At 43.8% G+C, this 21,719-nt stretch carries 21 protein-coding genes; 12 read left to right on the forward strand and 9 right to left on the reverse strand.

Translation table 11 applies throughout. The features are described from left to right. Positions 1–159 precede the first annotated feature (159 nt). Complete coding sequence (locus AC3E9V_RS19615) at positions 160–1,437, forward strand: glycosyltransferase family 4 protein (RefSeq protein ID WP_488749860.1); 1,278 nt, start codon at positions 160–162, stop codon at positions 1,435–1,437. An 8-nt stretch (positions 1,438–1,445) separates the two neighbouring features. On the opposite strand, the gene AC3E9V_RS19620 is transcribed toward AC3E9V_RS19615, so the two are convergent. Continuing rightward, positions 1,446–1,922 carry an Mpo1 family 2-hydroxy fatty acid dioxygenase gene (locus tag AC3E9V_RS19620; RefSeq protein ID WP_488749861.1) on the reverse strand — a complete coding sequence of 159 codons (477 nt, stop codon included), beginning with the start codon at positions 1,920–1,922 and terminating at the stop codon, positions 1,446–1,448. A gap of 40 nt (positions 1,923–1,962) precedes the next feature. Between AC3E9V_RS19620 and AC3E9V_RS19625 the strand changes: the two genes are divergently transcribed. The 3 genes from AC3E9V_RS19625 to AC3E9V_RS19635 all read left to right on the forward strand — a co-directional run bounded on the left by AC3E9V_RS19625 (position 1,963) and on the right by AC3E9V_RS19635 (position 5,205). After that, complete coding sequence (locus AC3E9V_RS19625; RefSeq protein WP_488749862.1) at positions 1,963–3,084, forward strand: NAD(P)/FAD-dependent oxidoreductase; 1,122 nt, start codon at positions 1,963–1,965, stop codon at positions 3,082–3,084. A gap of 92 nt (positions 3,085–3,176) precedes the next feature. Further along, entirely contained in the window at positions 3,177–4,622 is a 1,446-nt protein-coding gene (nhaC, locus tag AC3E9V_RS19630) for a Na+/H+ antiporter NhaC (protein ID WP_488749863.1), read from the forward strand. Position 4,623: 1 nt separating this feature from the next. After that, positions 4,624–5,205, forward strand: coding sequence for a 3'-5' exonuclease (locus tag AC3E9V_RS19635; protein ID WP_488749864.1), 582 nt, complete (start codon positions 4,624–4,626; stop codon positions 5,203–5,205). A 153-nt stretch (positions 5,206–5,358) separates the two neighbouring features. Here AC3E9V_RS19635 and AC3E9V_RS19640 read toward each other — a convergent pair whose 3' ends face one another. Further along, complete coding sequence (locus tag AC3E9V_RS19640) at positions 5,359–5,958, reverse strand: IMPACT family protein (RefSeq protein WP_488749865.1); 600 nt, start codon at positions 5,956–5,958, stop codon at positions 5,359–5,361. Next, positions 5,955–7,079: a tetratricopeptide repeat protein gene (locus tag AC3E9V_RS19645; protein ID WP_488749866.1), complete on the reverse strand. Its 1,125-nt coding sequence runs from the start codon at positions 7,077–7,079 to the stop codon at positions 5,955–5,957. The genes AC3E9V_RS19640 and AC3E9V_RS19645 overlap by 4 nt, the downstream gene beginning before the upstream one ends. Before the next feature lie 156 nt (positions 7,080–7,235). Here AC3E9V_RS19645 and AC3E9V_RS19650 point away from each other — a divergent pair, with 156 nt between their 5' ends. Further along, positions 7,236–8,075, forward strand: a complete 840-nt coding sequence (locus AC3E9V_RS19650; protein ID WP_488749867.1) for a GNAT family N-acetyltransferase — start codon at positions 7,236–7,238, stop codon at positions 8,073–8,075. Here AC3E9V_RS19650 and AC3E9V_RS19655 read toward each other — a convergent pair. Beyond that, the gene (locus AC3E9V_RS19655; protein WP_488749868.1) at positions 8,067–9,251 is read right to left on the reverse strand and encodes a glycosyltransferase; all 1,185 of its coding nucleotides are present in this window, start codon (positions 9,249–9,251) and stop codon (positions 8,067–8,069) included. The two genes, AC3E9V_RS19650 and AC3E9V_RS19655, sit on opposite strands and share 9 nt — an antisense overlap. A 75-nt stretch (positions 9,252–9,326) precedes the next feature. Here AC3E9V_RS19655 and AC3E9V_RS19660 point away from each other — a divergent pair, with 75 nt between their 5' ends. Continuing rightward, a complete protein-coding gene (locus AC3E9V_RS19660) occupies positions 9,327–10,133 on the forward strand; it encodes a sulfotransferase family protein (protein WP_488749869.1) in 807 nt (268 codons plus the stop codon). After that, positions 10,130–11,020 carry a glycosyltransferase family 2 protein gene (locus tag AC3E9V_RS19665; protein WP_488749870.1) on the forward strand — a complete coding sequence of 297 codons (891 nt, stop codon included), beginning with the start codon at positions 10,130–10,132 and terminating at the stop codon, positions 11,018–11,020. Before AC3E9V_RS19660 ends, AC3E9V_RS19665 begins: the two co-directional genes overlap by 4 nt. Here AC3E9V_RS19665 and rsgA read toward each other — a convergent pair. From rsgA to AC3E9V_RS19685, 4 genes are all read right to left on the reverse strand, one after another. Continuing rightward, the gene (gene rsgA / locus AC3E9V_RS19670; protein WP_488749871.1) at positions 10,981–11,895 is read right to left on the reverse strand and encodes a ribosome small subunit-dependent GTPase A; all 915 of its coding nucleotides are present in this window, start codon (positions 11,893–11,895) and stop codon (positions 10,981–10,983) included. The two genes, AC3E9V_RS19665 and rsgA, sit on opposite strands and share 40 nt — an antisense overlap. Continuing rightward, a complete protein-coding gene (locus tag AC3E9V_RS19675) occupies positions 11,892–13,130 on the reverse strand; it encodes a 3-deoxy-D-manno-octulosonic acid transferase (protein ID WP_488749872.1) in 1,239 nt (412 codons plus the stop codon). The genes rsgA and AC3E9V_RS19675 overlap by 4 nt, the downstream gene beginning before the upstream one ends. A gap of 70 nt (positions 13,131–13,200) precedes the next feature. Beyond that, positions 13,201–13,830 (reverse strand): peroxiredoxin, encoded by a 630-nt coding sequence (locus AC3E9V_RS19680; RefSeq protein WP_488749873.1) that lies wholly within the window; start codon positions 13,828–13,830, stop codon positions 13,201–13,203. Positions 13,831–13,853: 23 nt separating this feature from the next. Further along, positions 13,854–14,303, reverse strand: coding sequence for a Fur family transcriptional regulator (locus AC3E9V_RS19685; protein ID WP_488749874.1), 450 nt, complete (start codon positions 14,301–14,303; stop codon positions 13,854–13,856). A gap of 162 nt (positions 14,304–14,465) precedes the next feature. On the opposite strand from AC3E9V_RS19685, the gene AC3E9V_RS19690 reads away from it, so the two are divergent. The 4 genes from AC3E9V_RS19690 (at position 14,466) to AC3E9V_RS19705 (ending at position 19,051) form a co-directional block, all read left to right on the forward strand. After that, positions 14,466–15,569 carry a DUF6588 family protein gene (locus AC3E9V_RS19690; RefSeq protein WP_488749875.1) on the forward strand — a complete coding sequence of 368 codons (1,104 nt, stop codon included), beginning with the start codon at positions 14,466–14,468 and terminating at the stop codon, positions 15,567–15,569. An 88-nt stretch (positions 15,570–15,657) separates the two neighbouring features. Next, the gene (locus AC3E9V_RS19695) at positions 15,658–17,559 is read left to right on the forward strand and encodes a hypothetical protein (RefSeq protein ID WP_488749876.1); all 1,902 of its coding nucleotides are present in this window, start codon (positions 15,658–15,660) and stop codon (positions 17,557–17,559) included. Between the two features lie 136 nt (positions 17,560–17,695). After that, positions 17,696–18,166 carry a low molecular weight protein-tyrosine-phosphatase gene (locus tag AC3E9V_RS19700; protein WP_488749877.1) on the forward strand — a complete coding sequence of 157 codons (471 nt, stop codon included), beginning with the start codon at positions 17,696–17,698 and terminating at the stop codon, positions 18,164–18,166. A gap of 3 nt (positions 18,167–18,169) precedes the next feature. After that, positions 18,170–19,051, forward strand: coding sequence for a fructosamine kinase family protein (locus tag AC3E9V_RS19705; RefSeq protein ID WP_488749878.1), 882 nt, complete (start codon positions 18,170–18,172; stop codon positions 19,049–19,051). Between the two features lie 335 nt (positions 19,052–19,386). Here AC3E9V_RS19705 and AC3E9V_RS19710 read toward each other — a convergent pair whose 3' ends face one another. Then, positions 19,387–20,634, reverse strand: a complete 1,248-nt coding sequence (locus tag AC3E9V_RS19710; protein ID WP_488749879.1) for an aspartate kinase — start codon at positions 20,632–20,634, stop codon at positions 19,387–19,389. Positions 20,635–20,701: 67 nt separating this feature from the next. Here AC3E9V_RS19710 and fbp point away from each other — a divergent pair, with 67 nt between their 5' ends. Continuing rightward, positions 20,702–21,712, forward strand: coding sequence for a class 1 fructose-bisphosphatase (gene fbp, locus AC3E9V_RS19715; protein WP_488749880.1), 1,011 nt, complete (start codon positions 20,702–20,704; stop codon positions 21,710–21,712). The last annotated feature ends 7 nt before the right edge of the window (positions 21,713–21,719 follow it).

Genomic DNA, 21,719 nt, shown 5'->3' on the forward strand with positions numbered 1-21,719 from the left:
GATTGATTAATTTCGAATATAGAATACATAAACTCGAAAAAATTCTAAAATTATTTTCCAACTCTTTCAACAATCCTGACATTCGTCCTGTCTAATCCGGGATTTGTTTAGTAATTTCCAAAAAACAAAAGAATCAGACACCCACAACATTCAAATTCTATGAAAATACTCATGCTCGGCTGGGAATACCCACCTCAAATTACCGGCGGACTCGGCATTGCCAGCCAGGGTCTGGCAGAAGCGCTGGCCGATGCAGGCCATGATGTGACTTTTCTCTTGCCCAGGAAAAGTAAAAAGCAGATCAGCAAAAATGTAAAGTTGATGGATGCCTCTGCCATCAAACCCAATTTTGACCTGTGGAAAAAAGAGAAACAGCACATTGAAGTGCTCAAAGAAGTGGAAATAGGGCGATTCCTGATGCCGTACCTGCCTGCAGAAACTTTCGTAAGTGCCCGTAAAAAACAAAAAGTCATCAAAACACTGGAAGAAACTGACCAATCAAAGCTACTGGACAGGATCACCCTGACGGGAACCTATAACGGGAGCCTCCATGCCGAACTCATGAAGTATGCACTGCTGGCAGTGCAGATAGCGAAGACGAAAAAGTTTGATGTGATCCATGCCCATGACTGGGTCACATTCAAGGCCGGAGTGATGGCCAGTCAGCTTACCCAAAAACCACTCTTTGCGCATGTGCACAGCACCGAATATGACAGAAACGGCATGCATACTCAGCAGCTGGTGATTGATGAAGAAAAAAAAGGCTTAACAGGGGCACAGCATATCTTCTGTGTGAGTTCGCAAGTGAAAGCAACTTTGGAAGAGCAATATAATATCCCCGGCAAAAAAATATCAGTGGTTCCAAACGCTGCAGAAGTACTTCCCTCGAAAAAAAACGGAAGGGCTAAAACAGGACACATTGCTTTTGTCGGTCGTCTCACCCATCAAAAGAGCCCCACTACCGTGGTAGACCTGGCCAGAGATCTGACATCAAGAGGCTATGACTTCCGGTACACCATTTTCGGAGATGGGTTTCTGCGAGGTGAGGTGGAACAAAACACCAGACGTGTCAACCTTACGGGCCGGTTTACATTTACCGGCTTCCTGGAGCGATCGGCTTTGCTGAAAAAGCTAAGCGAAATAGACCTGTTGGTAGTCCCGTCACTTTCCGAGCCTTTTGGGTTAGTCATTCTGGAGGCAGTGCTGAAGAAAATACCCGTGGCAGCAGCCAGAAATACAGGGATTTCGGAGTTTATCCCCTCTCTGCCCCAGGCAGAGCGCTGGGATATTTATAGCTACGGCCAGCTCGTCGAAAAACTAATGACTGATGCGAATTACCGTTCGGAAGTTGTAGAAAAATGCTATAAGGAAGCAAAACAACTCAGCTGGGAAAAATCTGCAAAATTGGTTAGTGAAGTGTACAAGAATCAACCTTAAATACTCACTCAATACCTCACCCCAATCGCTCGCATCACAAAGTGCATCAGCCATGCAGGACCGATCAGTAAAAATTGCAGGTCTTTGAAAAAAGACGGTTTCTTACCCTCTACTTTGTGCCCGTAAAACTGACCGACCCAGGCCAGCACAAACACGCCTAGACTCAACTGCCAGACAGGGATATGGATATAAACCTCCACTAACCAGATCACTCTCAGGCAGATAAACGCAAAAACAGCCATCCCAAGCCCCAGCGGTATGGAAAGAAATAAATAATAGATGGTGACAATCACCAAAGCAACTGTGGCCCAGTTATTGAAAGCCCCGCTCCCCAGCACAAACCGAAGACCGTCAGCAGGTATTTCCCATATCAGCCCGACAATGCTCATGAAAATAAGCGGTACGCATACCCAGTGGATAACCTTGTTCACAGGGTTTTGATGGCTTTCACCATATTCCTTTAGCAGACGTTCTATTCTTCTCATTCCATTAGTTTTACAACCTGAATATTAACTACTCACAGGCATGGTAAGTTTATGGGAACAGGAATCTTTTCTGAGCTATGACATCATTGTCATAGGTGCTGGCATATCCGGATTATCTACTGCCGCATCCTTGAAAGAAAGATCTCCGAAGCTGAACATCCTGGTTATCGAGCGCGGTGCATTGCCTACAGGCGCAAGCACAAAAAATGCCGGTTTTGCGTGCTTCGGCAGTATATCCGAGCTGGCTAACGACCGTACAAACCTCGGGGATGAGGGGATGGTAAGACTGGTCAACCGCAGATGGAAAGGATTGCAAAAAACCATTGGCAGACTGGGAGCTGACAAGATAGACTTTGAGCAAAAGGGCGGTTATGAACTCCTGACTAAAGAAAACGAACATTTTGCTGATCAGCTGGATGATGTCAACGAGTTATTAAATCCTTTATTCGGAAATCAGGTATTCTGCAGCGCCGATGGACTGATCAAGGATTTCGGCTTCCAAAAGACTTCAAAACTTATCTACAACCAATTCGAAGGGCAACTGCACACAGGCAAACTGATGAAATCCTTATGGCAGTACTGTGGGGAAAAGGGAGTCCATATCATTACTGGTCTGGAGGTAACCAACCTGGAAGTTGACAAAGGACATGTGCTGGCGCAATCCGCCAGCCAATCTTTTACAGCCAAAGCTGTAGCCGTCTGCACCAATGCATTCACTCCCCGGTTGATCAAAAAAGAAATGGATGTAAAGCCCGGTCGCGGACTGGTGATGGTGATAAAGCCTCATAAAAACCTTCCATTTGAGGGGACTTTCCACTATGACGAGGGCTATTATTATTTCCGTGACTTCAAGGACAAACTCATCTTTGGTGGCGGGCGAAACCTGGCATTTGATGAAGAGGCCACTACCAAATTTGAGATCAATGAAAAAATTCTTGCCCACCTTCACCAGGACCTTCAGGAACGCATCCTGCCCGGGAAGACCTATACCACAGAGCTGGTATGGTCCGGGATCATGGCCTTTGGAGCTAATAAAAAACCTATTTTGGAAGAAATAGATGAAAGGATCTTTCTGGGAATCAGGCTGGGAGGAATGGGTGTAGCCATCGGTAGTTTGGTAGGAGAGGAACTGGCCGATATGATCCTGCAGAAGCGCTTTTGAAAATTTGTATTATCTTTTCATCAGCTTGAACCTTATTTTGGAACCGTCCGGGGATTTTATAATCAGATTAGGACCCGGAAATACATTTACAGATGGCGATTAAGAGAGAACCTACCTTATTTGAGGCGTTTATTCCTGTTATTTTTCTTATCATCCTGCTTTCAATCAATGTAGGAATATTCGGAGATGCTTCGTTAGACGGATCAAACCAGATTGTTTTGATCCTGTCTGCCTCCGTGGCAGCTCTGGTAGCGGTGCGGCTCGGGTATAGATGGAGTGAAATCCAGGATGGCATTATCAGGAGCATCAGTTCGGCGATGAGCTCCATGCTGATCCTCCTGCTTATCGGTTCTCTTGCTGGTACCTGGCTGCTGAGCGGGATAGTCCCCGCCATGATCTATTACGGACTTCAGATCCTCAATCCTACCATTTTCCTTTTTGCAGCCTGTGTCGTTTGCTCCGTAGTATCCATTGCTACGGGAAGCTCATGGACCACAGCGGCTACAGTGGGTATTGCTCTCATCGGTATTGGAAAGGCACTGGGAGTATCGGAGGGTCTGGTCGCCGGATCTATACTTTCAGGAGCCTATTTTGGTGATAAAATGTCACCTTTATCAGATACGACCAACCTGGCACCAGCCATGGCCGGGACAGACCTCTTTACACACATCCGGTACATGACCATCACCACCGTTCCTTCCATCTCAATAGCCCTGATCATCTTTTTGATCATAGGCCTCACCAATGAGGCAACCGGATCGGTTACAGAGACTCAGGCTATTCTTTCAGCTATTGACGACAGGTTTTTCATTTCAGGCTGGCTGTTTGTAGTTCCAGCCATAGTTGTGATCCTCATTGTCAGAAAGGTGCCGGCTATTCCTGCACTTTTGCTGGGAACACTACTGGGAGGGTTGTTCGCCTTGATTTTCCAGCCTGATCTGGTAGCTGAAATTGGAGGAGCCTTTTCCGCCAAAGGCTTATTTGTGGGTATTATGACCTCCCTCTATGGAGATATTGCTATAGAAACCAGTAACCTGATGGTAAATGACCTGCTGAGCTCCGGCGGGATGGCCGGGATGCTGGGCACCATCTGGCTCATTTTGTCGGCCATGATCTTTGGTGGCGTCATGGAAGGTTCCGGCATGCTAAAACGTATCGCAAAAGCCATTATCAGCATGGTAAATTCCACTGGCGCGTTGATTGCCTCCACAGTAGGCACCTGCGTGTTTTTCAACGTTACAGCCTCTGACCAGTACCTGGCCATTGTCGTACCGGGACGCATGTATGCAGATATCTATAAGCGAAAAGGACTGGCCCCGGAAAACCTAAGCAGAACACTGGAAGACTCCGGCACAGTTACTTCCGTCCTCATTCCGTGGAACACCTGCGGAGCTTATCACTCCAGTGTGCTGGGTGTCTCTACCCTGGCTTATGCTCCCTACTGCTTTTTCAACATTTTAAGCCCTCTGATGACCATGCTGTTTGGTTTTATTGGGTACAAGATCAAAAAACTTAAACCTGAAAACGAAACAGCGTAATATGTTCCGTACCTCCATACCAAAAGAAGACGTTAGAAACCTCCCATTGATCAGGTTTGATGGCAAAATCCATGTGATAGAAGATGAGGAGTCATTGAAAGAAGCGTTCAAGACGCTGGAAAAAGAACCTGTACTGGGATTTGATACAGAAACCAAGCCCACGTTTAACAAGGGCGAATACAACGCCACAGCGATCATTCAGCTCGCAACGTTGGAAAATGCCTACCTGATACGGATCAAAAAACTGGGGATCCCTCCTCGCCTGAAGCGGTTATTTGAAAACAGGGAAGTCTTAAAAGTAGGGATCAGCATTGGCGATGACCTCAAAGACCTACAGCTTAACCGGCCATTTAAACCAAAAGGATTCATCGACCTCAACGATGTGGCAAAGGAATTTGGCATCACACAAATCGGCATGAAAAGCCTCACGGGAATTTTTCTGAAAAGCAGAGTTTCTAAAAGCCAGCAAACCTCAAACTGGGAAGCCCAGGAGCTAACCAAAGGACAACAAATGTATGCTGCTACTGATGCCTGGGTGTGTATAAAGATCTACCGAATGCTGGAGAAGAAAGGATATATGTGATTAATCCTGCTTCAAGTTACAATTAAGCAGTAAGGGAGTATGGGTTAGATAAATTTTTCTATAACCCCCATCGCCCCCTTTAAAAGGAAAAGGGGGAATAGTTGTATCAAACCCATACTCCATTATGATCAATCAGTATAACCTGACAAAGGATCAATCGGAGATTTCAAAGTTTGCTCCTTTGACCAGCTCCAGCTTACCTGCTAAAACCGGAGCATCTTCATCTTTCAGCTCACCTACAAACTCACAGTTTACCGTGTACTTTTTCTCATGATAATCAATTTCAAACTCACTTAGCGCCCGCTCCACGTCCGAGGTGGCATCATAATCAAACGTCAGCCGAAAAGGGGTTTTAGAGTGTACCTTCAGGATCTTTGCTTTGCTTAATGCTTCTTCCGCTGCGGTTTTGTAGGCATTGATCAGTCCGCTTACACCAAGTTTAGTTCCGCCGAAGTATCTGACGACCACCACCAGGCAATTGGTCAGCTCCCTGGAACGGATCTGTCCTAAAATCGGATCGCCGGCCGAGTGGTTAGGTTCACCATCATCATTTGCACGATAGCTCTGCTCCTTAAGCCCTGTGATGTAGGCATAACAGTGATGCCTGGCATCATGATATTGCTTTTTCAGGTGATCCAGGTAACCTTTCACCTCTTCCTCTGACTCCACATGGTATGTAAAGCCTAAAAATTTACTGCCCTTCTCCTTGTACAGGCTTTCTGTTGACGACTGAATTGTAAAGTATTCGTTCATTCAAATTTTTGCAGCAATTGCTTAGCTTCGGTAGCTACATCTTCAGTTTCGGCGTATGTCAGAGCTTTGTTGAGATTGTAGATGGCCTGATCTGCTTTGCCCCGATTCGTATAGATACGGCCCAGCCCCAGGTAAGCCAGGCTGCGGTAATATTCACCATGGTCCAGGATCACACTGCCAGCCGCTACGCTTTCACGGTAAAGTCGAATCGCTTCTTCCGTGTCTTTCTCCACCTTCTCATAATGTAATCCCCAAAAGACTTTACCGGCCATTTCGTAGTATGGGCGATCAGACCGGGACAACTTTTTGATCATGTCCAGTGGCGCATGCTTAAAATCCTCTCCAGGTGTGAGGGATTCAAGATACTTGGCCTGAATGTACGGATTTCGGGGATAAACCCTGTTAAGCTCCTTAAGATACGATTGAGCTTTTCTGGGGTCGTTTTCATACCTCAGGTAGATATAAGCAAGATATACGTATGCCTCCACCTTTGACAATACAGCCTTTTCAGTAGCAGCCTGGATCTGCCGGAGCCCCAGCTCTATATCTCCGCCTTTGAAAAACCAAAGCAATGGCTTATAAATAGGATGCTTCTCCGGATACTTTTCCCGAAAATAGTTATAGATGCCTGTGGTCAGTAAAAATTCAGGTACTTCATCTGAAAGTTTAAACCCTGCTTTCACGAGGTAATAAGCCTTGGAGGCCTCATTCAATGCCTTCATATAATATCCGGCATCCGCATAATACTCAGCCAGCAAGCCCCGTGCAGACATCTCAAAGAATATAGCCTCGGGATCTTCCTGTCGCCCCCCATCCAGCCTTGCCGAAAGTCTGATGGCATCCTGCAGGTGCCCGCTAAAGACCTTAAAGACCGAATCCACAGTCACTACGGGTATGTTTTCCCAAAGCACGTTGAGTGCTCTCATCATAGGTACTGCGGGATGATTGGGTAATCTCTTGGCTACCTTGTCGATGTAGATCCGGGCGGAATCGTGTCGTACATTGTATATGTGATCAACTCCCTTGCGGACCAAGGCTATGTTTTCCTCATTTCCGAATAACTGACCATATCCGAAATGGGTGGAGAGAAAGAAAATCAGTGCGGTGAATCCTATTCTCAAGATTGTCTTTTATTTAGATTTTTTTGCATAAAATGAAGAAGCAATTTAACTCAATTATCTGACAACCGAAAGCTAACACTTGCTATCTTAGTGACACAACATTTTCTGAAAAAGATGTATCTGTCAACAAAAAATTATAAAATCGCCTGGTAAGTCATGGCTAACGATTTACTTTACTACACTCCTGCCTATCTGGATATTCAGCGTTATGGCAACCTTTTGGTCTACCAGGATGATCATTACATCATTTGCCTGGAACTAAAGGATGGAGTAGCCCTGAGCTTACCTAACAGCCCTTTTGGAGGTTTTTTATGCAAAATGGCCCCTGATGGGCCAACATTTTCTGCTTTTTTACAAAAACTGGAATCTACGCTGGTCGCAAGAGGTATTTCTTCGCTAGTGATCACCCAGCCGCCTTCCTACTATAAGCATTTCGTAGCTGATGAATGGCTGCTTTCAAATGGATTTCAGCCTCAGGTAACGGAAAGCAATCAGGTAGTGGATTTGACCAGTTATGAGATCCATGATATGGAGAAGAGAAAGCTAAAGCGATGTGCCGACCTGAAAATCCGGAAGCTTAAAGGAAATGAGCTGGGTGAATGTTATGACTTCATTGCCAAATGCCGGGCACAGCAGGGGCTGGAAGTAAATATCCCGAAGAAAAAATACCTGGAACTGACCGGCAGGATACGGGATGCATACGACTGTTATGCAGGATATATGGGAAAGCAGCTTGCTGTTGCAGTACTGACCGCCAAGCCCACCAGTGAGGTAGTTTACTATTACCTGCCGGCTACTGACCAGGAATTTAAAAAGGAAAGTCCTATGGTGAAACTGATGGTTTACCTGTATGAGGTCTATAGGGAAGAAGGTTTTCGGTATTTTGATCTGGGCATTTCTTCCATCCGGGGAAAGCTTCAGTCCTCACTTTTTAAGTTTAAGGAGAGGATGGGAGCCGAGGTATTTGAACGGAATACGTTTAAAAAGTTACTTTGACTGTATTACCTCATTATAAACACCCTCAAGTTGTTCTGCTGCTTTATGAACCGAATAATTCGATAATGCATAGTTCCTGATCTGATCAGCCTTGTACTCCTGGTAGCTACCTAGCATTTGGTCAAGTCCATAAATCAAGCCTTCTTCGGACACCTGGCAGGCTCTTCCCACGAAAGGCGGCAACTCTAATGTGATACCGCCACATTTGGTATAAAGTACTGGTTTCCCACAGGCCATTGCCTCCAGCAATACAATACCAAATGATTCATGACGACTGGATAAAACAAAAAAATCACAGGCCTGCATGTGTTGGATGACTTTCTCCTGTGACATTTCACCTGTAAAAATTACCTGGTCTGACAGACCTGATCTGGAGCATATCTTCTGCAAAGCCCGGCACTGCGAGCCCTCTCCTCCTAAAACCAGCTTCCATTGCCTCGTTGGAAGCTTACCAAGTGCATTGAGGAGTAGATCAAAGCCCTTTTGCTTCTCCAGACGCCCAAGTGAAAATAAAATGGGTGGGTTATTATTTGGAGGTTCAGTAACTGCAAATCGCTCGAAATCAATGAAATTAACAACCTGATAGGAGTTTACCCCATGATGTTCCAGCTCTGCTGACAAATTCTTACCAACCGAAAGGACTTTGTCGGCCTGTTTCAGTTGTGGCAACAGATACTTCCGGAAGTCCTTCCGGTAATTGGGTAGTGGGAAAGGGCTCATTTGTTCTGTAATCACATAGGGAATATTGTATTTCTCACTCAACTTCATAGCTATTAATCCGGCAGGGTGAGAAATATGAGCGTGTATGACATCAGGCTTGCCAAATACCTGGATGTACCGTTGAAGGTTCTCTTCATTGGCCCTGATGATTCCATTGATGTTTCCCCTGAAAATCCTTCTTGTCCATGTATAAGCCGGAGTGAATAGTTCAATAAGGTTTGGACTTAAAACCCTGTCTTTTCGTTTCAGAGGAAGTTTAAAAGTAAGTTGAATCAACGCATGAAAAGGCTTTGTCACTTTTACCCAAAGCTTAGGTTCATGAGAACCCCACAGACTTATCCCAAAATTCCATCGTTCTTTTTCTTTAGCAAGGAGTTTGGTTTGCTCCTGATAAAAGATACCTGTACTTGGATGTGAGCTTGTGGGGTACCAGGAAGGTATCACAAAAATATTCATCAGACAAAATGAAGTATTGACTATCTTTTTCCTGCAAAGTACATAAAATTATTATAGGTAGATTTCATCCTTCTTATGAGCTTCATTCGTAGACAACTAGCAAAACTCGGCATCTGTTCCAGTCCTGATTTCATTGTTGCAGGGACTCAGAAAGGTGGTTCCACTACACTCTTTGAGCTAATACGTCAGCACCCCAAAGTTTCAGGCTCCCTTTGGAAAGAGGTGAATTATTTTGACAATGATGCAATCTATTCCCCTCAGAAAAAGTATAAATACCATCAATTCTTTCCCTTGCCATTTGAAGCTCCTGCCGAAACCAAACACTACTTTGAATGCACACCCAATTATCTTTATCATCCTCACGCACCAAAGCGAATGCACCAGTATAATCCTGAGCTAAAAATTATAATGATCCTCAGAGAGCCTGCGGAGAGAGCTTTATCCTCATGGACGATGCATCATTATGAGTTTGGCCCCGGAAACTTTGAGAATCTTTATGATCCCAGGTCTTTTAGTGAAGCTATTAATGAAGAGATAGCCATAATTGATGAGGTAAACTTTTACAGCGATGAGCGTAGCTATATAAAAAGAGGACTTTATTTTGAGCAGGTAATGAGGTATCTGAATTTTTTCCCTGAGGGTCAGATACTGATTCTGGATTTTCAGGAGCTACAAACTTCCCAGGACTTATTGCTAAGAAAAGTCTGGGACTTTTTAGAACTATCACCTATCCACCTCGCACCAACAATGACAAATGAACGAATAGTGCAAAACCACCTTGACTATGAAGACACTTTAAACAAGCTTAGATCATATTACAAGCCTTTTAATAAGGAGCTTTTTGAGCTTATAAATCATACCTTTGACTGGAATTCGAGATGAAAACTCCCCTTGTATCCGTCATCTGCCTTTGCTACAATCAGGCTCCTTTCGTAAAAGCTGCTGTAGAATCAGTATGGACCCAGACATATGAAAACATTGAACTGATTGTAGTAGATGATGCAAGTACGGATGAAAGTAAGGAAGTCATCCGGGAACTGCTAAAAGGAAAGGATATTCGGTTCATTGACCTGCAGAAGAACATTGGAAATTGCGCTGCATTCAACCTTGGGTTCAGAGAAAGCAAAGGTCAATACATCATCGACCTGGCGGCTGATGACGTACTCTTACCTAAAAGAATTGAGGAAGGCATTAACGATTTTGCAAATGCAGATACAAGTTTTGGGGTTCACTTTAGTGATGCATTTCTGATGAATGCAGAAGGCCAGCCTCTTCAAACACATTACAGAAGAAATAAAGATGGACATCTGGAGGAACAAGTCCCTTCCGGTGAGATCTATAAAGAATTGATTGAGCGATATTTCATTTGTCCTCCTACCATGATGATCAGGCGAGAGGTTCTGGAATCGTTGGGTGGATACGATGAACAACTCGAATATGAGGATTTTGACTTCTGGATACGTTCTTCACGTACTTACAAATACCTCTTCAACAAGGCGCCTCTCGTAAAGAAACGCATTGTAGAAAACTCGCACGGTACTTCTCAATTTGCTTTCAGGAGCAAGCACCTTTACTCAACTTTTACGGTTTGTAAAAAGATCTTTGAGCTCAACGAATCTCCGGAGGAAGATCGGCCACTGCTCAATCGTATCGGCTATGAAATGCGTCAGTGCCTGAGAACTTTCAATTTTGGGCTGATCCCAAAATACCAGAAGTTAAAAAAAGCAGTTCACCGCCGGTTATCCTCCCCTTCCAGCATAGACAGGTAGCTGGCATACCTCTCCATAGTAATGTCGCCGGTATCCAGGGCTTCTTTCACCTTGCAGCCAGGTTCATTCACGTGCAGACAATTATGAAACTTACACTCCCCAAGGTACTGCCTCATCTCAGGAAAATAATGAGCAAGCTCTTCTTCATCTATCTCTGCCAGGCCCAGCTCTTTTATGCCCGGAGTATCAATAATGTAAGAATCCTTATCCAAAGTAAACATCTCTGCAAAGGTGGTGGTATGCACTCCCTTATTGGCGAAATTGGAAACCTCCGATATCTTCTGGTCAGCATCCGGGACCAGAAGGTTGATCAGGGTGGACTTACCAGCGCCGGAGTGGCCCGAAAGCAACGTTAGCTTTCCTTTAAACAAGTCTTTCACATCTGCTGAGAGTTCCTTAATAAAGGATGTACTTAAGCACTTATAACCAACCTTCTGTTCGTAAATAAACTTCAGGTAACCGACCTCCTTCAGCTCCTCAGCATCCAGTAAATCCATTTTGTTGAAGATGATCACCCCGGGAATTCTGAACGTCTCCAATGTCACCAAAAACCGATCAATAAAACCCAGAGAGGTCTTAGGCATCTTTGGAGTAGCAATCATTACCGCCTGATCTATGTTGGCAGCTATCAGGTGATCATGGTGCTTTTTCCTGGGAGATTTCCTGATAATGTAATTCGTGCGGTCTTCTATTTCCTCAATCATCCATTCTGAGCCTATTTGACTCAGATGCACCCGATCACCCACGGCAATCGGATTGGTGATCTTTTTATCTTCCAGCTTTTGTTTGCCTCTGAGGCGCGCATCCACCTCATTGTTGTCTTCCAACAAAACCCTGTACCAGGAGCCTGTTGACTTGATCACTATCCCCTTCATAGACTCTCTATAATCTTATTCACAACGATTTTGGTTGCCCCGCTTTTAGCCTCTACAAATTTCCTGCTCGCTCTCGCCGCTTGCCTGTAGGCTTCCTCATCCCTCCAAAGATGGTCAAATTTGGCTTCAAAGGCTTCAATCGCTGAAAAAGAAAAACCTCCGCCGCAGTTAATTAATTCACTTGCCTCAATAAATTTTTGGTTGTTGGCATGATCACCAAAAAATATGGGCTGTCCAAAAACGGCGGGCTCTAACAGGTTGTGGAGCGCTCCCCGAAAACCACCGCCTACATAGGCAAAATCACTGTATCGATAGCATGCAGCGAGCTGTCCCACAGTATCCAGGATCAAAATGGAAGTTCCTTCTTTTTGCTCATTTAAGTAGTGCGAATACCTCACAGAACCAGGCAAATCATTGAGTTTTTTCAAGAAGCTTTCATTCATTTCATGCGAAGCAATGATCCATTTCAGGCCATAGCTGTTAGAGCGAATAAATGATTCCAGTATTCTAATATCCTCCGGCCAGATGCTACCCAGGATCATCAAACGATTGTCTCCTTTAAAAGTCTCCAGACCAGGCACCTCCTCGCTCTTAGCTCTAACCTGAATCACCCGGTCACACCTTGTATCACCTGCGAGTTCTTTCTGATTGATCCCTTTTTGCTCCAGCAGATCAAATGAGCGCTGATCCTGAACAAAAAACCAGTCAATGTTCCGGATCTTCTTCCATAGAAATCGTCCTGTAGAGTGAAAAAACCACTGATTGGACCTGAAAACTGCTGAAGCTACGTAAGTAGGTATCTTCTTTTCCTGCAGCTGCTCTAAAAAGAAATACCAGAACTCGTACTTTATGAAAACAGCCACGGATGGATTCGTTATTTCCAGAAATCGTTTTGCATTGCTGCGGGTATCCAAAGGCAGATAATAGATATAATCAGCCAGGGGATATCCTTTTCTCAATTCATAGCCTGAAGGGGAAAAGAATGTAATCAGAATTTTAAGTTCGGGCTTTTCATTTTTGAGCAACTCTATAATAGGCCTTGCCTGCTCAAACTCTCCTACCGAGGCTGCATGGAACCATACAGGCTTGTCCTGATTGTTTTTAAAATCAAATTCGATTTCATCAAACAGATTAGCTCTCCCCTTGCTAAAAAGGTCTGCCTTGAATCGAAATGGAGAAAATCCATAAATGATCAGGCCATACATCCATATTGCGGTGCGATATAGAAAAAGCATGGGCGAATGTAAAAAACAAAAGCCTTTCCGGAAACCCGAAAAGGCTTTGTGAAAATAATACTATTTAGAGTTACTTACTTGCCAGATAGGAAGAAACACCCTCTCTGGTAGCCTGCATCGCATCTTTTCCTTCTTCCCAGTTAGCAGGGCATACTTCACCATGCTCCTGTACGTGATGCCATGCATCTATGATTCGAAGCATTTCATCTATATTTCTTCCCAGAGGGAGGTCATTGATGGTTTCGTGTCTCACGATACCTTCCTTGTCAATAAAGAATGTACCCCGGTAAGCTACAGGCGCTCCTTCAAAACCAAGATTACCTTCATCATCATAAACCCATTCGCCAGCCAGAACACCGTAGTTATTAGCGATGGTTTTTGTGCTATCAGCTACCAAAGGATAAGTTACTCCCTCGATACCTCCCTTATCTCTCTCTGTCATCAACCACGCAAGGTGAGTCTCTTCCGTATCGCAAGAAGCACCTACTACCTGCACTCCTCTTTTCTCAAACTCAGCTAGCTTTTCCTGAAATGCGTGGATTTCTGTTGGGCATACGAAAGTGAAATCTTTTGGATAAAAGAAAAAGATCACTTCCTTTTTACCCACATAATCTTCCAGTGAGAAGTTTTCTACAATTTCTTCACCGTTGATTACAGCTGGCGCGTCAAACAAAGGCGCCTTTTTTCCTACTAATGACATACTGTTTGCGTTAATTTATTTGGTTATACAATGTTTACTTTTTCGTCAGGATCATCTTTCACTCCATTGATCTGCAGCTTAATGTCCTGGATTTTGAAGTTTTTGATCTGTTTCCGCTCAAAGTATTGAGCAAGCAGGGTATTCAGCTCATCATCATGATAGTCCTCTATCTGATCCGTATTGGAACTATAAATGTGAATGTGTGGCTTCAGATTGGCATCATATTTTTTGGCACCATTCTTTGTAGCCACCAGGTTTACAAGATTCACCTCCACGAGCTTTTCCAATACCCGATAGACGGTCCCCAGAGAAATACTTGGGTTCTCCTTTCTGACTGTGTCATATAGCTGCTCCGCACTGGGATGCCCTCCCCTATTGAGCAACTCTTTCAGCACTGCCATCCGTGGATGAGTACTCTTCAACCCTGCATCAGCAAGCAGATCTTTGATATCTTCAAACGAATGATCAATCACTCCTAAATAAGAATTATTCCTATCTGGACGCGAAACTAGTAAAGCGATCAACGAATCCAAAAGTCTCGTCGAAAAATAATAGCAAGGGTAGGGTTTACCTATTTGGTTTGCGTTTTCACTATATTGCTATCAAATTTGAAAATGTTCAAAATCGCATTCAAAATGAAATCACTCGTTAAAATTTTTACTCTATCCATCCTTTTTATTGGTGGAATCAGTACACATCAGGCCTCCGCACAGGAATTTGAAGACCTACTGAGAGTAGGTGCAGAAGATGCTGAAACCTACCTGGAGCATTACATTGCCCCGGCAGTGAATTCCTTTGGAAATGGCATGGCAGATGGTTGGTATAATACAGCAAAAGCCCATAAGACACTCGGTTTCGATTTGACTGTGTCGCTAAATGTTGCTACAATAGATGAATCCGAAAGGATGTTTGAATTCCTTCAGTCGGATTATGTGAATCTACAGCTTAGAAATGGTGGTGATGGTATACTCCCAACTTTGGTTGGTGGTGCCCCAACTCCTGGTGCAGAATTAGTAGTTCCAGCCAGTACTACTGTAGAATATCCAGGCGGTCAGGAAGTAGAATTTGATGAAGAACTTACTCTTCCGGTTCCTCCTGGATTTGACCTGGAAGATGCACCGGTAATTACCGGAGTACCAACCCCAACATTTAATTTAGGTATAGGCATTTATAAAAATACGGATTTAAAAATTCGCCTGGTTCCGGAGCAAAATTTTGGCCCTTATAGTGTAAAGATGTTTGGGATCGGTGTACTACACGACGTAAAGCAATGGATTCCGGGTATTAAAAATCTTCCATTTGATCTTTCCGGATTTTTTGGAACCACAGCTTTGACTTCTGAATATGCTATATCATTCGAAGAAGAGACATCTGCTCCTGAAGGAGGAACCAGCTTTCAAGGTGAGGGTTTGGCAACATTCAAAACCAATGCTACCACCATTCAGGCTATCATCTCTAAAAAACTTTTGTTCTTCACTCCGTATGCAGCATTAGGTTTCAATGCGGTCAAAACTACACTTGATATAGACGGTGATTATGAGTACACTGTAAACCCTACTCTTGGTGAACCGCAAACAACCACCGTCACAGACCCTATAGGACTGGAAGTCACAGGCGGAGGTGGTCCAAGAGCTACTATCGGAGCAAGATTGAAATTGGCTATTTTCACTTTCCATGGAGCATATACTTTACAGAAATACAACAACCTCTCTGTAGGTGTTGGAATAAGTGTCAGATAAGGTCCAAGACCAATAAACTTATATTAAAAGCGGGCATTGTCCGCTTTTTTCATTTCTGACCGGTATTTTTGAAGCTGTGTCCGGATTTATGAGAATTGTCAGTTTAGTCATCCTGTTTAGTTTGTCCCATGGCCTTTTTGCGCAACGACAAATCAAGGTTTCCAAATCAGAGATCCTCATCCTCAAAGACACCATCTTCGCTCCTAAAGCAGACACCCTAATAGAGATCTCGATAGATCAGAAATACAAAATCAGGAAAAATCCTTATAAAACCTCCGAAACCTTTTACCAGAAAGTAAAGGAGAAATCAGGCTCAAATAAAGTAACAGCTCAAATTTTTGGTCTGCTGTTTGTAAATAAAGACCTGGGAACAGAAAATGTCCCATCCCGAAAGCGGAGGTCAAGCAACAGCCAGTTTGTGCCGTACGAAAACCTTATTATCTCTTCTATCCGGATAAAGCATGTGGACATACTGGAGGGAAGTGTGTACGATACTTCCAGGTATGCTTCTTCTGATATTGCGAGGTTAACTAACAAGCTCCATATCAAAACCTGGAACACGGTGATCAGGAACAACCTGATTATAAACCAGGGCGAGGAGATCAATTCATTTAAGCTGGCTGATAATGAGCGGATCCTGCGGAGGTTGAGGTTTATAGAAGATGCAAAGATCTATGTAAAACCCATCAATGAAAACATGGCCGAAATCCATGTCGTGGTAAAAGACAGGCTATCCTGGGGACTGGATGGCGAAGCTGACGGATTGAATAATTATCAGGTAGAGTTGTACAACAGAAACATAGGAGGATGGGGTAAATATACGGCGGGAACCTGGTTTTATAATGCTAACTCTGCACCTGAGCACGGATATGAGATACGTATTGGCGGACAAAATATAGATCGCACTATTACTAACTGGGAGCTGGATCATACCAATCACGCAACCCGGGAATCATGGGGTGTCAACCTGCAAAAGGAATTTGTCTCCCCGGATATCAAATACGGAGGAGGTCTGGATGTGCGTACCATACAGGACTCCACAATTTCACTGGACGGGGAGGTGGCAAAAAACGCCTTTTATCATCTGAACTACCAGGACTTATGGGTAGGTCGTTCATTTAAACTCCCCTCGGAAAATAAGCGAAAAAATATCACCATAACAGGACGCTTACTGAATCATCAGTTTAAAACCCGGCCACTTACCAGCCGGGATAGCAACTCACTGTACTACAACAGGAAAATTGTGCTCGGTGAACTAACCCTTTCCAGTCAGAAGTTTTTCAAAAGCAACTATATCTTTTCCTTCGGAATTTCTGAAGACATTCCGATAGGCTATCGCTACTCATTAATATTTGGAGGAGATTTCAACGAATACTTCCAGCAAAAGTACCTTGGCTTTCAGTTTTTCTGGTCTTATTATTTTACCCGTCTTGGCTATGTATATATAACCCACGAGGCTGGAGGATTTAAACACAGTGAGATAAATGAGGCATCCATTAACACAGAGGTCACTTACTTTAGCCCAATGCTTACTATGGATAGATATAAGATCCGCAACTTCCTCACCACACAGTTCACGTTTGGCAGAAATCAACCCATCCGAAAGACCATCACACTGGAGGATCGCATGCGGGATATCCGTGGGAAAAACCTAACCGGAAACAGTATTTTTTATCTGTCTGTGGAGTCAGTGCTGTTTACTCCATGGTATTTTTATGGTTTCAGGTTTGCACCTTTTGGCTACTATAGCATAGGCGAAGTATGGGACAACCGGTTTCAACAGGGGCTTTCCTTTGGCTATGCAAGCCTTGGAGGTGGTATAAGGATCAAAAATGAAAGCCTGGTATTCAATACATTTGAGTTTCGGGTATCTCATTTTCTGTCAAAACCGGAAGATGTGAATCCCACCCGGTTTTCCGTGTTACTTTCAGCTCCCCTTTCATTCAATGATATCTTCCGCTATAAGCCCACTATGATCCCCTTTAGGTAAAAAAAGGGGTATAAAAGAAAAGTCCCGGCAAAGCCGGGACTCTTCAAGATGTCAAACAGGTGTATGAATATAAATTTGTGTTATGCACTTGTATATACGCTACCTTTGCAAAAGGTAACCACTGAATTCAAAAAAAATGATAAAAGTTCTTTTTGTCTGCCTGGGTAACATCTGCAGGTCTCCACTGGCTGAGGCTATCTTCAATCGAAAATTAAATGAAAAAGGACTATCAGGTAAAATTGAAGCTGATTCTGCCGGAACTGCCAACTATCACATAGGCGAAGATCCTGACCACAGAACTATACAGATAGCCGTAAAACATGATACGCCTATTTCCCATAAAGGAAGGCAGTTTCACTATCTGGATGGAGAAAACTTTGACTATATACTGGCCATGGATGCTACTAACCTTACTGACATTATTCATGAACTGGCAGATAAGCATGATGGACTCTATCTGATGCGGGATTTTGATAATTCGAAAAAAGGTGCAAACGTTCCGGACCCATACTACGGTGGAGAAGATGGTTTCGAAAAAGTGTACCGGATCCTGGATAGATCTATTGATAATTTCCTTGACTTTCTGAAAGAAAAACACGATCTGTAGATCATGTTCAACACCAACGAAAACCAATTTTTCGAATCTGCCCTTTTCCAAAGCCTTGGATATGAACTGCACGTAAAAGCTATGCGGTTTGTTTCCGGTGGGTGCATCAACAATACTGTCAAGCTTGAAACGAATAATGGAGTATTTTTTCTTAAGTGGAACGAAAGCCCGGAGGCCGAAGGCCTTTTCGAAAAAGAAGAAATGGGGCTGGAAATACTCAAGGCCAGTCAATGCCTTGGGGTACCCAGAGTGCTTGGAAGAGGTCAGGTAGAAATGAAAAACTTTCTGCTACTGGAGTTCATTGAAAAGAGCGCTCCCAAACCCAACTTTTGGGATGATTTTGGAACTAAGCTGGCCAGGCAGCATAAGCATACATCTCAGGAATATGGTCTGGATCATGACAATCATATCGGGAGACTTCCGCAGAAAAATCAGCCTAAAGAAAATTGGATAGACTTCTTCATTGAAAACCGACTGGAAGTTCAGCTTGGACTCGCTATTTACAACCATTACATAGATCAGCCATTTGCCAAAAAATTCAGAACACTCTATTCCCGCTTACCTGGCTTGCTTCCCGATGAACCTCCCTCCCTACTACACGGAGACCTGTGGAGTGGAAACTTCATGGTAGGTCCGGAAGGGAATCCGTACATTTTTGACCCGGCAGTATACTATGGAAACCGGGAGATCGAACTGGCATTTACCAGGCTCTTCGGAGGCTTTGATCCGCAATTTTATATCAGCTACAATAAGGCTTATCCACTGGAACCCGGATTTGAAGAGCGTGTCGACATTTATAACCTTTATCCCTTACTTGTGCATGTTAATCTTTTCGGCACTTCCTATCTCGCAGGCATAGAGCGCACCATCAACCGACTTGGATAAACCTTGGCTTTTATGGTTTTAGCTCTTAGCTGCTTCACTGACCATTCACCATTTTGCCTACTTACCTGCCGTTAACTATTAACATTTGACTTAATTCTAATTCATAATTTTCATTTCCTATTGATTCCCTTTCTATTCTTTAATCTTTCGTCTCACGTCTATTGTCTTTTTGCCTATTGCTTACTGCCACTGCCTGACTGTTGACTACGACCATTGTCTTCATTATGTTTTTAATCCTTAATCTTTTGTCTACCATAGCCTTTAGCTGCTTTCAAGGTCTATTGTCTTTTGTCTTTTTTGCCTTTTGTGTATGTCTACTGCTTTATGCCTATTGCCTATTGAACCAGAGGCTTATAAACCACCTGATAATTATTCCTGGTCTTCTGCTCCATAATAAACTCTCCCTGCCGGGGTAACAGGGCAAATGAATCCTCCTTATAATTTTTGATGGTTGCCAAATGAAGCCCCTCATTGTACAGCAGTGAAAACTGAGTTTGAAGATACTCGTGCAGCTTTTCCAGCTTGTTTTTATTAAAATCCATACAAAAAGTAAAAGTCAGTGCGGAGTTATGCATCAGGTTTACTTTTACATTTACATGATCCAGCGCCTGAAAGATCTTCCCAAGCTTTTTCTCATCCATAAAACTGTTATCCCTGACACGTAAGGTCACCAGCAACTGATTTTCTTTAAAGACATAGCAGGCCCTTCCCCCTACCTTCTCATGTTCGTATATCCGGGTGCCGTCCCCGGACGGATCCAGAAAGGATTTAACCAGCAATGGGATCCCCCGCTGGGCCAGAGGCTTTATCGTCTTGGGGTGGATCACTTTAGCTCCGTAGTAGGTTAGCTCCGTCACCTCCTGAAAAGATAACTCATCAAAGAGCTCAGCAGCCTCAAAAATTTTAGGGTCAGCATTTAATAGTCCCGGTACATCCTTCCACACCGTGAGGCTTTCTGCCTGCAAACAATACGCGAAAATTGCTCCCGTGTAATCAGACCCCTCCCTTCCCAGGGTAGTGGTTTTGCCGGTCAGGTCCGAACCAATAAATCCCTGGGTTACAATCGGACCATTCCTGAGCATTTGAGGTAAGTCCCTGCTGATGAAGTGTTCGGTAAGCTGCCACTCTACGTTTGCTTCAGTAAAAAAACTATTCGTCTTTACATATTTTCGAGCATCCAGCCATGTACATGGTGTGGATTCATTCACAAGGTGATAAGTAATCACGGTAGAAAACATTTCTCCGAAGGGAACCACCTCATCATAAAACTGCTCCCAGCTCGTCAGTGGCTTTTTCAAAGTATCGGTCAGCACTACTTCCCAGTTTTCCAGATCCTCCGGTACTGACCCAAACAAATCGATGCAAATTTCGTGATGATAAGTCACCACTGATTTCAATGGTTTCTCATAGTCTTTCTTATAAAAAGCCAGCTCAGCAATCTCTTCCAGTGCATTGGTGGTTTTTCCCATGGCTGAAACGACAATCACAAGCGGTCTGTCCAGATGTCCGCTTACAATCTCAGCCAGGTTTCGGACCCCATTTGCATCTTTTACTGACGCTCCACCAAATTTGAAAATTCGCATCTTGCAAACGATTTAAATGAATAAAAAGGGCTATTTTTGTTGTTTATCAACCCTTACATTTTCAAAGATGAACAAAAATAGCTTAGGACTCCCAATTGGCACAACGCTCGATAGGTTTATAAAGAAAAAGCAGGACGAGTTTGAATTTGCAACGGGAGAACTCTCCCAACTTCTACGGGATATAGCACTTGCCGGAAAGATAATCAACCGTGAAGTAAACAAATCCGGCCTCCTCGACATAGCTGGTGCCTACGGATCTAAAAATGTACAGGGTGAAGACCAGCAAAAACTGGATGTAATCGCAAATATCCGTTTTACCAGGGCACTAAAAAATGGCGGCCAGGTCTGTGCTGTCATTAGCGAAGAGGATGAGGAGATCATTCACCTGGATCAAAATTGCCGATATGTGGTTGCTATAGACCCGTTAGATGGTTCATCAAATATTGATGTAAATGTCTCTATCGGTACCATCTTTTCCATCTACCGGAGGCTTTCACCAGTAGGCGGACCTGTACAGGAAGAGGATGTATTGCAACCCGGTATCAATCAAATAGCGGCCGGTTATATTTTATATGGTTCATCAACTATGCTGGTTTACACTACCGGCCATGGGGTGAATGGGTTTACACTGGAACCTTCCCTGGGCGAATTTGTGCTTTCACACACTAATATGACCTGCCCGCAAGACGGAAAGATCTACTCCATCAATGAAGGTAGCTGGCTGCAGTTTGACAAAAGCATTCAGGACTATACACAATGGTGCAAAGATTGCGGTCTTACTGCCCGATACATCGGCTCACTCGTAGCTGACTACCACCGAAACATGCTCAAAGGAGGTGTGTATTTATATCCCAACACTGCCAGGAACCCAAACGGCAAGCTCAGGTTGCTTTATGAGTGTAATGCTTTAGCTTTTATTGCTGAGCAGGCAGGAGGTATGGCTACCGATGGAACACAAAGGATCCTGGAAATTACTCCTCGGGATTTTCACCAGAGAACACCCTTCTACATAGGGTCAGCTAATATGGTAAAAAGGGTGCTGGATTTTGTGGCACAAGAGCAGGAAATCCAAAAATAAATTGGTT

The sequence above is a fragment of the Marinoscillum sp. HNIBRBA16962 genome, assembly GCF_057801515.1.

Excerpts from the sequence above, each read along its gene's own strand:
- AC3E9V_RS19615 (WP_488749860.1), top strand. The coding sequence starts at position 160 with ATGAAAATACTCATGCTCGGCTGGGAATACCCACCTCAAATTACCGGC.
- AC3E9V_RS19620 (WP_488749861.1), bottom strand. The coding sequence starts at position 1,922 with ATGAGAAGAATAGAACGTCTGCTAAAGGAATATGGTGAAAGCCATCAA.
- AC3E9V_RS19625 (WP_488749862.1), top strand. The coding sequence starts at position 1,963 with ATGGTAAGTTTATGGGAACAGGAATCTTTTCTGAGCTATGACATCATT.
- nhaC (WP_488749863.1), top strand. The coding sequence starts at position 3,177 with ATGGCGATTAAGAGAGAACCTACCTTATTTGAGGCGTTTATTCCTGTT.
- AC3E9V_RS19635 (WP_488749864.1), top strand. The coding sequence starts at position 4,624 with ATGTTCCGTACCTCCATACCAAAAGAAGACGTTAGAAACCTCCCATTG.
- AC3E9V_RS19640 (WP_488749865.1), bottom strand. The coding sequence starts at position 5,958 with ATGAACGAATACTTTACAATTCAGTCGTCAACAGAAAGCCTGTACAAG.
- AC3E9V_RS19650 (WP_488749867.1), top strand. The coding sequence starts at position 7,236 with ATGGCTAACGATTTACTTTACTACACTCCTGCCTATCTGGATATTCAG.
- AC3E9V_RS19655 (WP_488749868.1), bottom strand. The coding sequence starts at position 9,251 with ATGAATATTTTTGTGATACCTTCCTGGTACCCCACAAGCTCACATCCA.
- AC3E9V_RS19660 (WP_488749869.1), top strand. The coding sequence starts at position 9,327 with ATGAGCTTCATTCGTAGACAACTAGCAAAACTCGGCATCTGTTCCAGT.
- AC3E9V_RS19665 (WP_488749870.1), top strand. The coding sequence starts at position 10,130 with ATGAAAACTCCCCTTGTATCCGTCATCTGCCTTTGCTACAATCAGGCT.
- rsgA (WP_488749871.1), bottom strand. The coding sequence starts at position 11,895 with ATGAAGGGGATAGTGATCAAGTCAACAGGCTCCTGGTACAGGGTTTTG.
- AC3E9V_RS19675 (WP_488749872.1), bottom strand. The coding sequence starts at position 13,130 with ATGCTTTTTCTATATCGCACCGCAATATGGATGTATGGCCTGATCATT.
- AC3E9V_RS19680 (WP_488749873.1), bottom strand. The coding sequence starts at position 13,830 with ATGTCATTAGTAGGAAAAAAGGCGCCTTTGTTTGACGCGCCAGCTGTA.
- AC3E9V_RS19690 (WP_488749875.1), top strand. The coding sequence starts at position 14,466 with ATGAAATCACTCGTTAAAATTTTTACTCTATCCATCCTTTTTATTGGT.
- AC3E9V_RS19695 (WP_488749876.1), top strand. The coding sequence starts at position 15,658 with ATGAGAATTGTCAGTTTAGTCATCCTGTTTAGTTTGTCCCATGGCCTT.
- AC3E9V_RS19700 (WP_488749877.1), top strand. The coding sequence starts at position 17,696 with ATGATAAAAGTTCTTTTTGTCTGCCTGGGTAACATCTGCAGGTCTCCA.
- AC3E9V_RS19705 (WP_488749878.1), top strand. The coding sequence starts at position 18,170 with ATGTTCAACACCAACGAAAACCAATTTTTCGAATCTGCCCTTTTCCAA.
- AC3E9V_RS19710 (WP_488749879.1), bottom strand. The coding sequence starts at position 20,634 with ATGCGAATTTTCAAATTTGGTGGAGCGTCAGTAAAAGATGCAAATGGG.
- fbp (WP_488749880.1), top strand. The coding sequence starts at position 20,702 with ATGAACAAAAATAGCTTAGGACTCCCAATTGGCACAACGCTCGATAGG.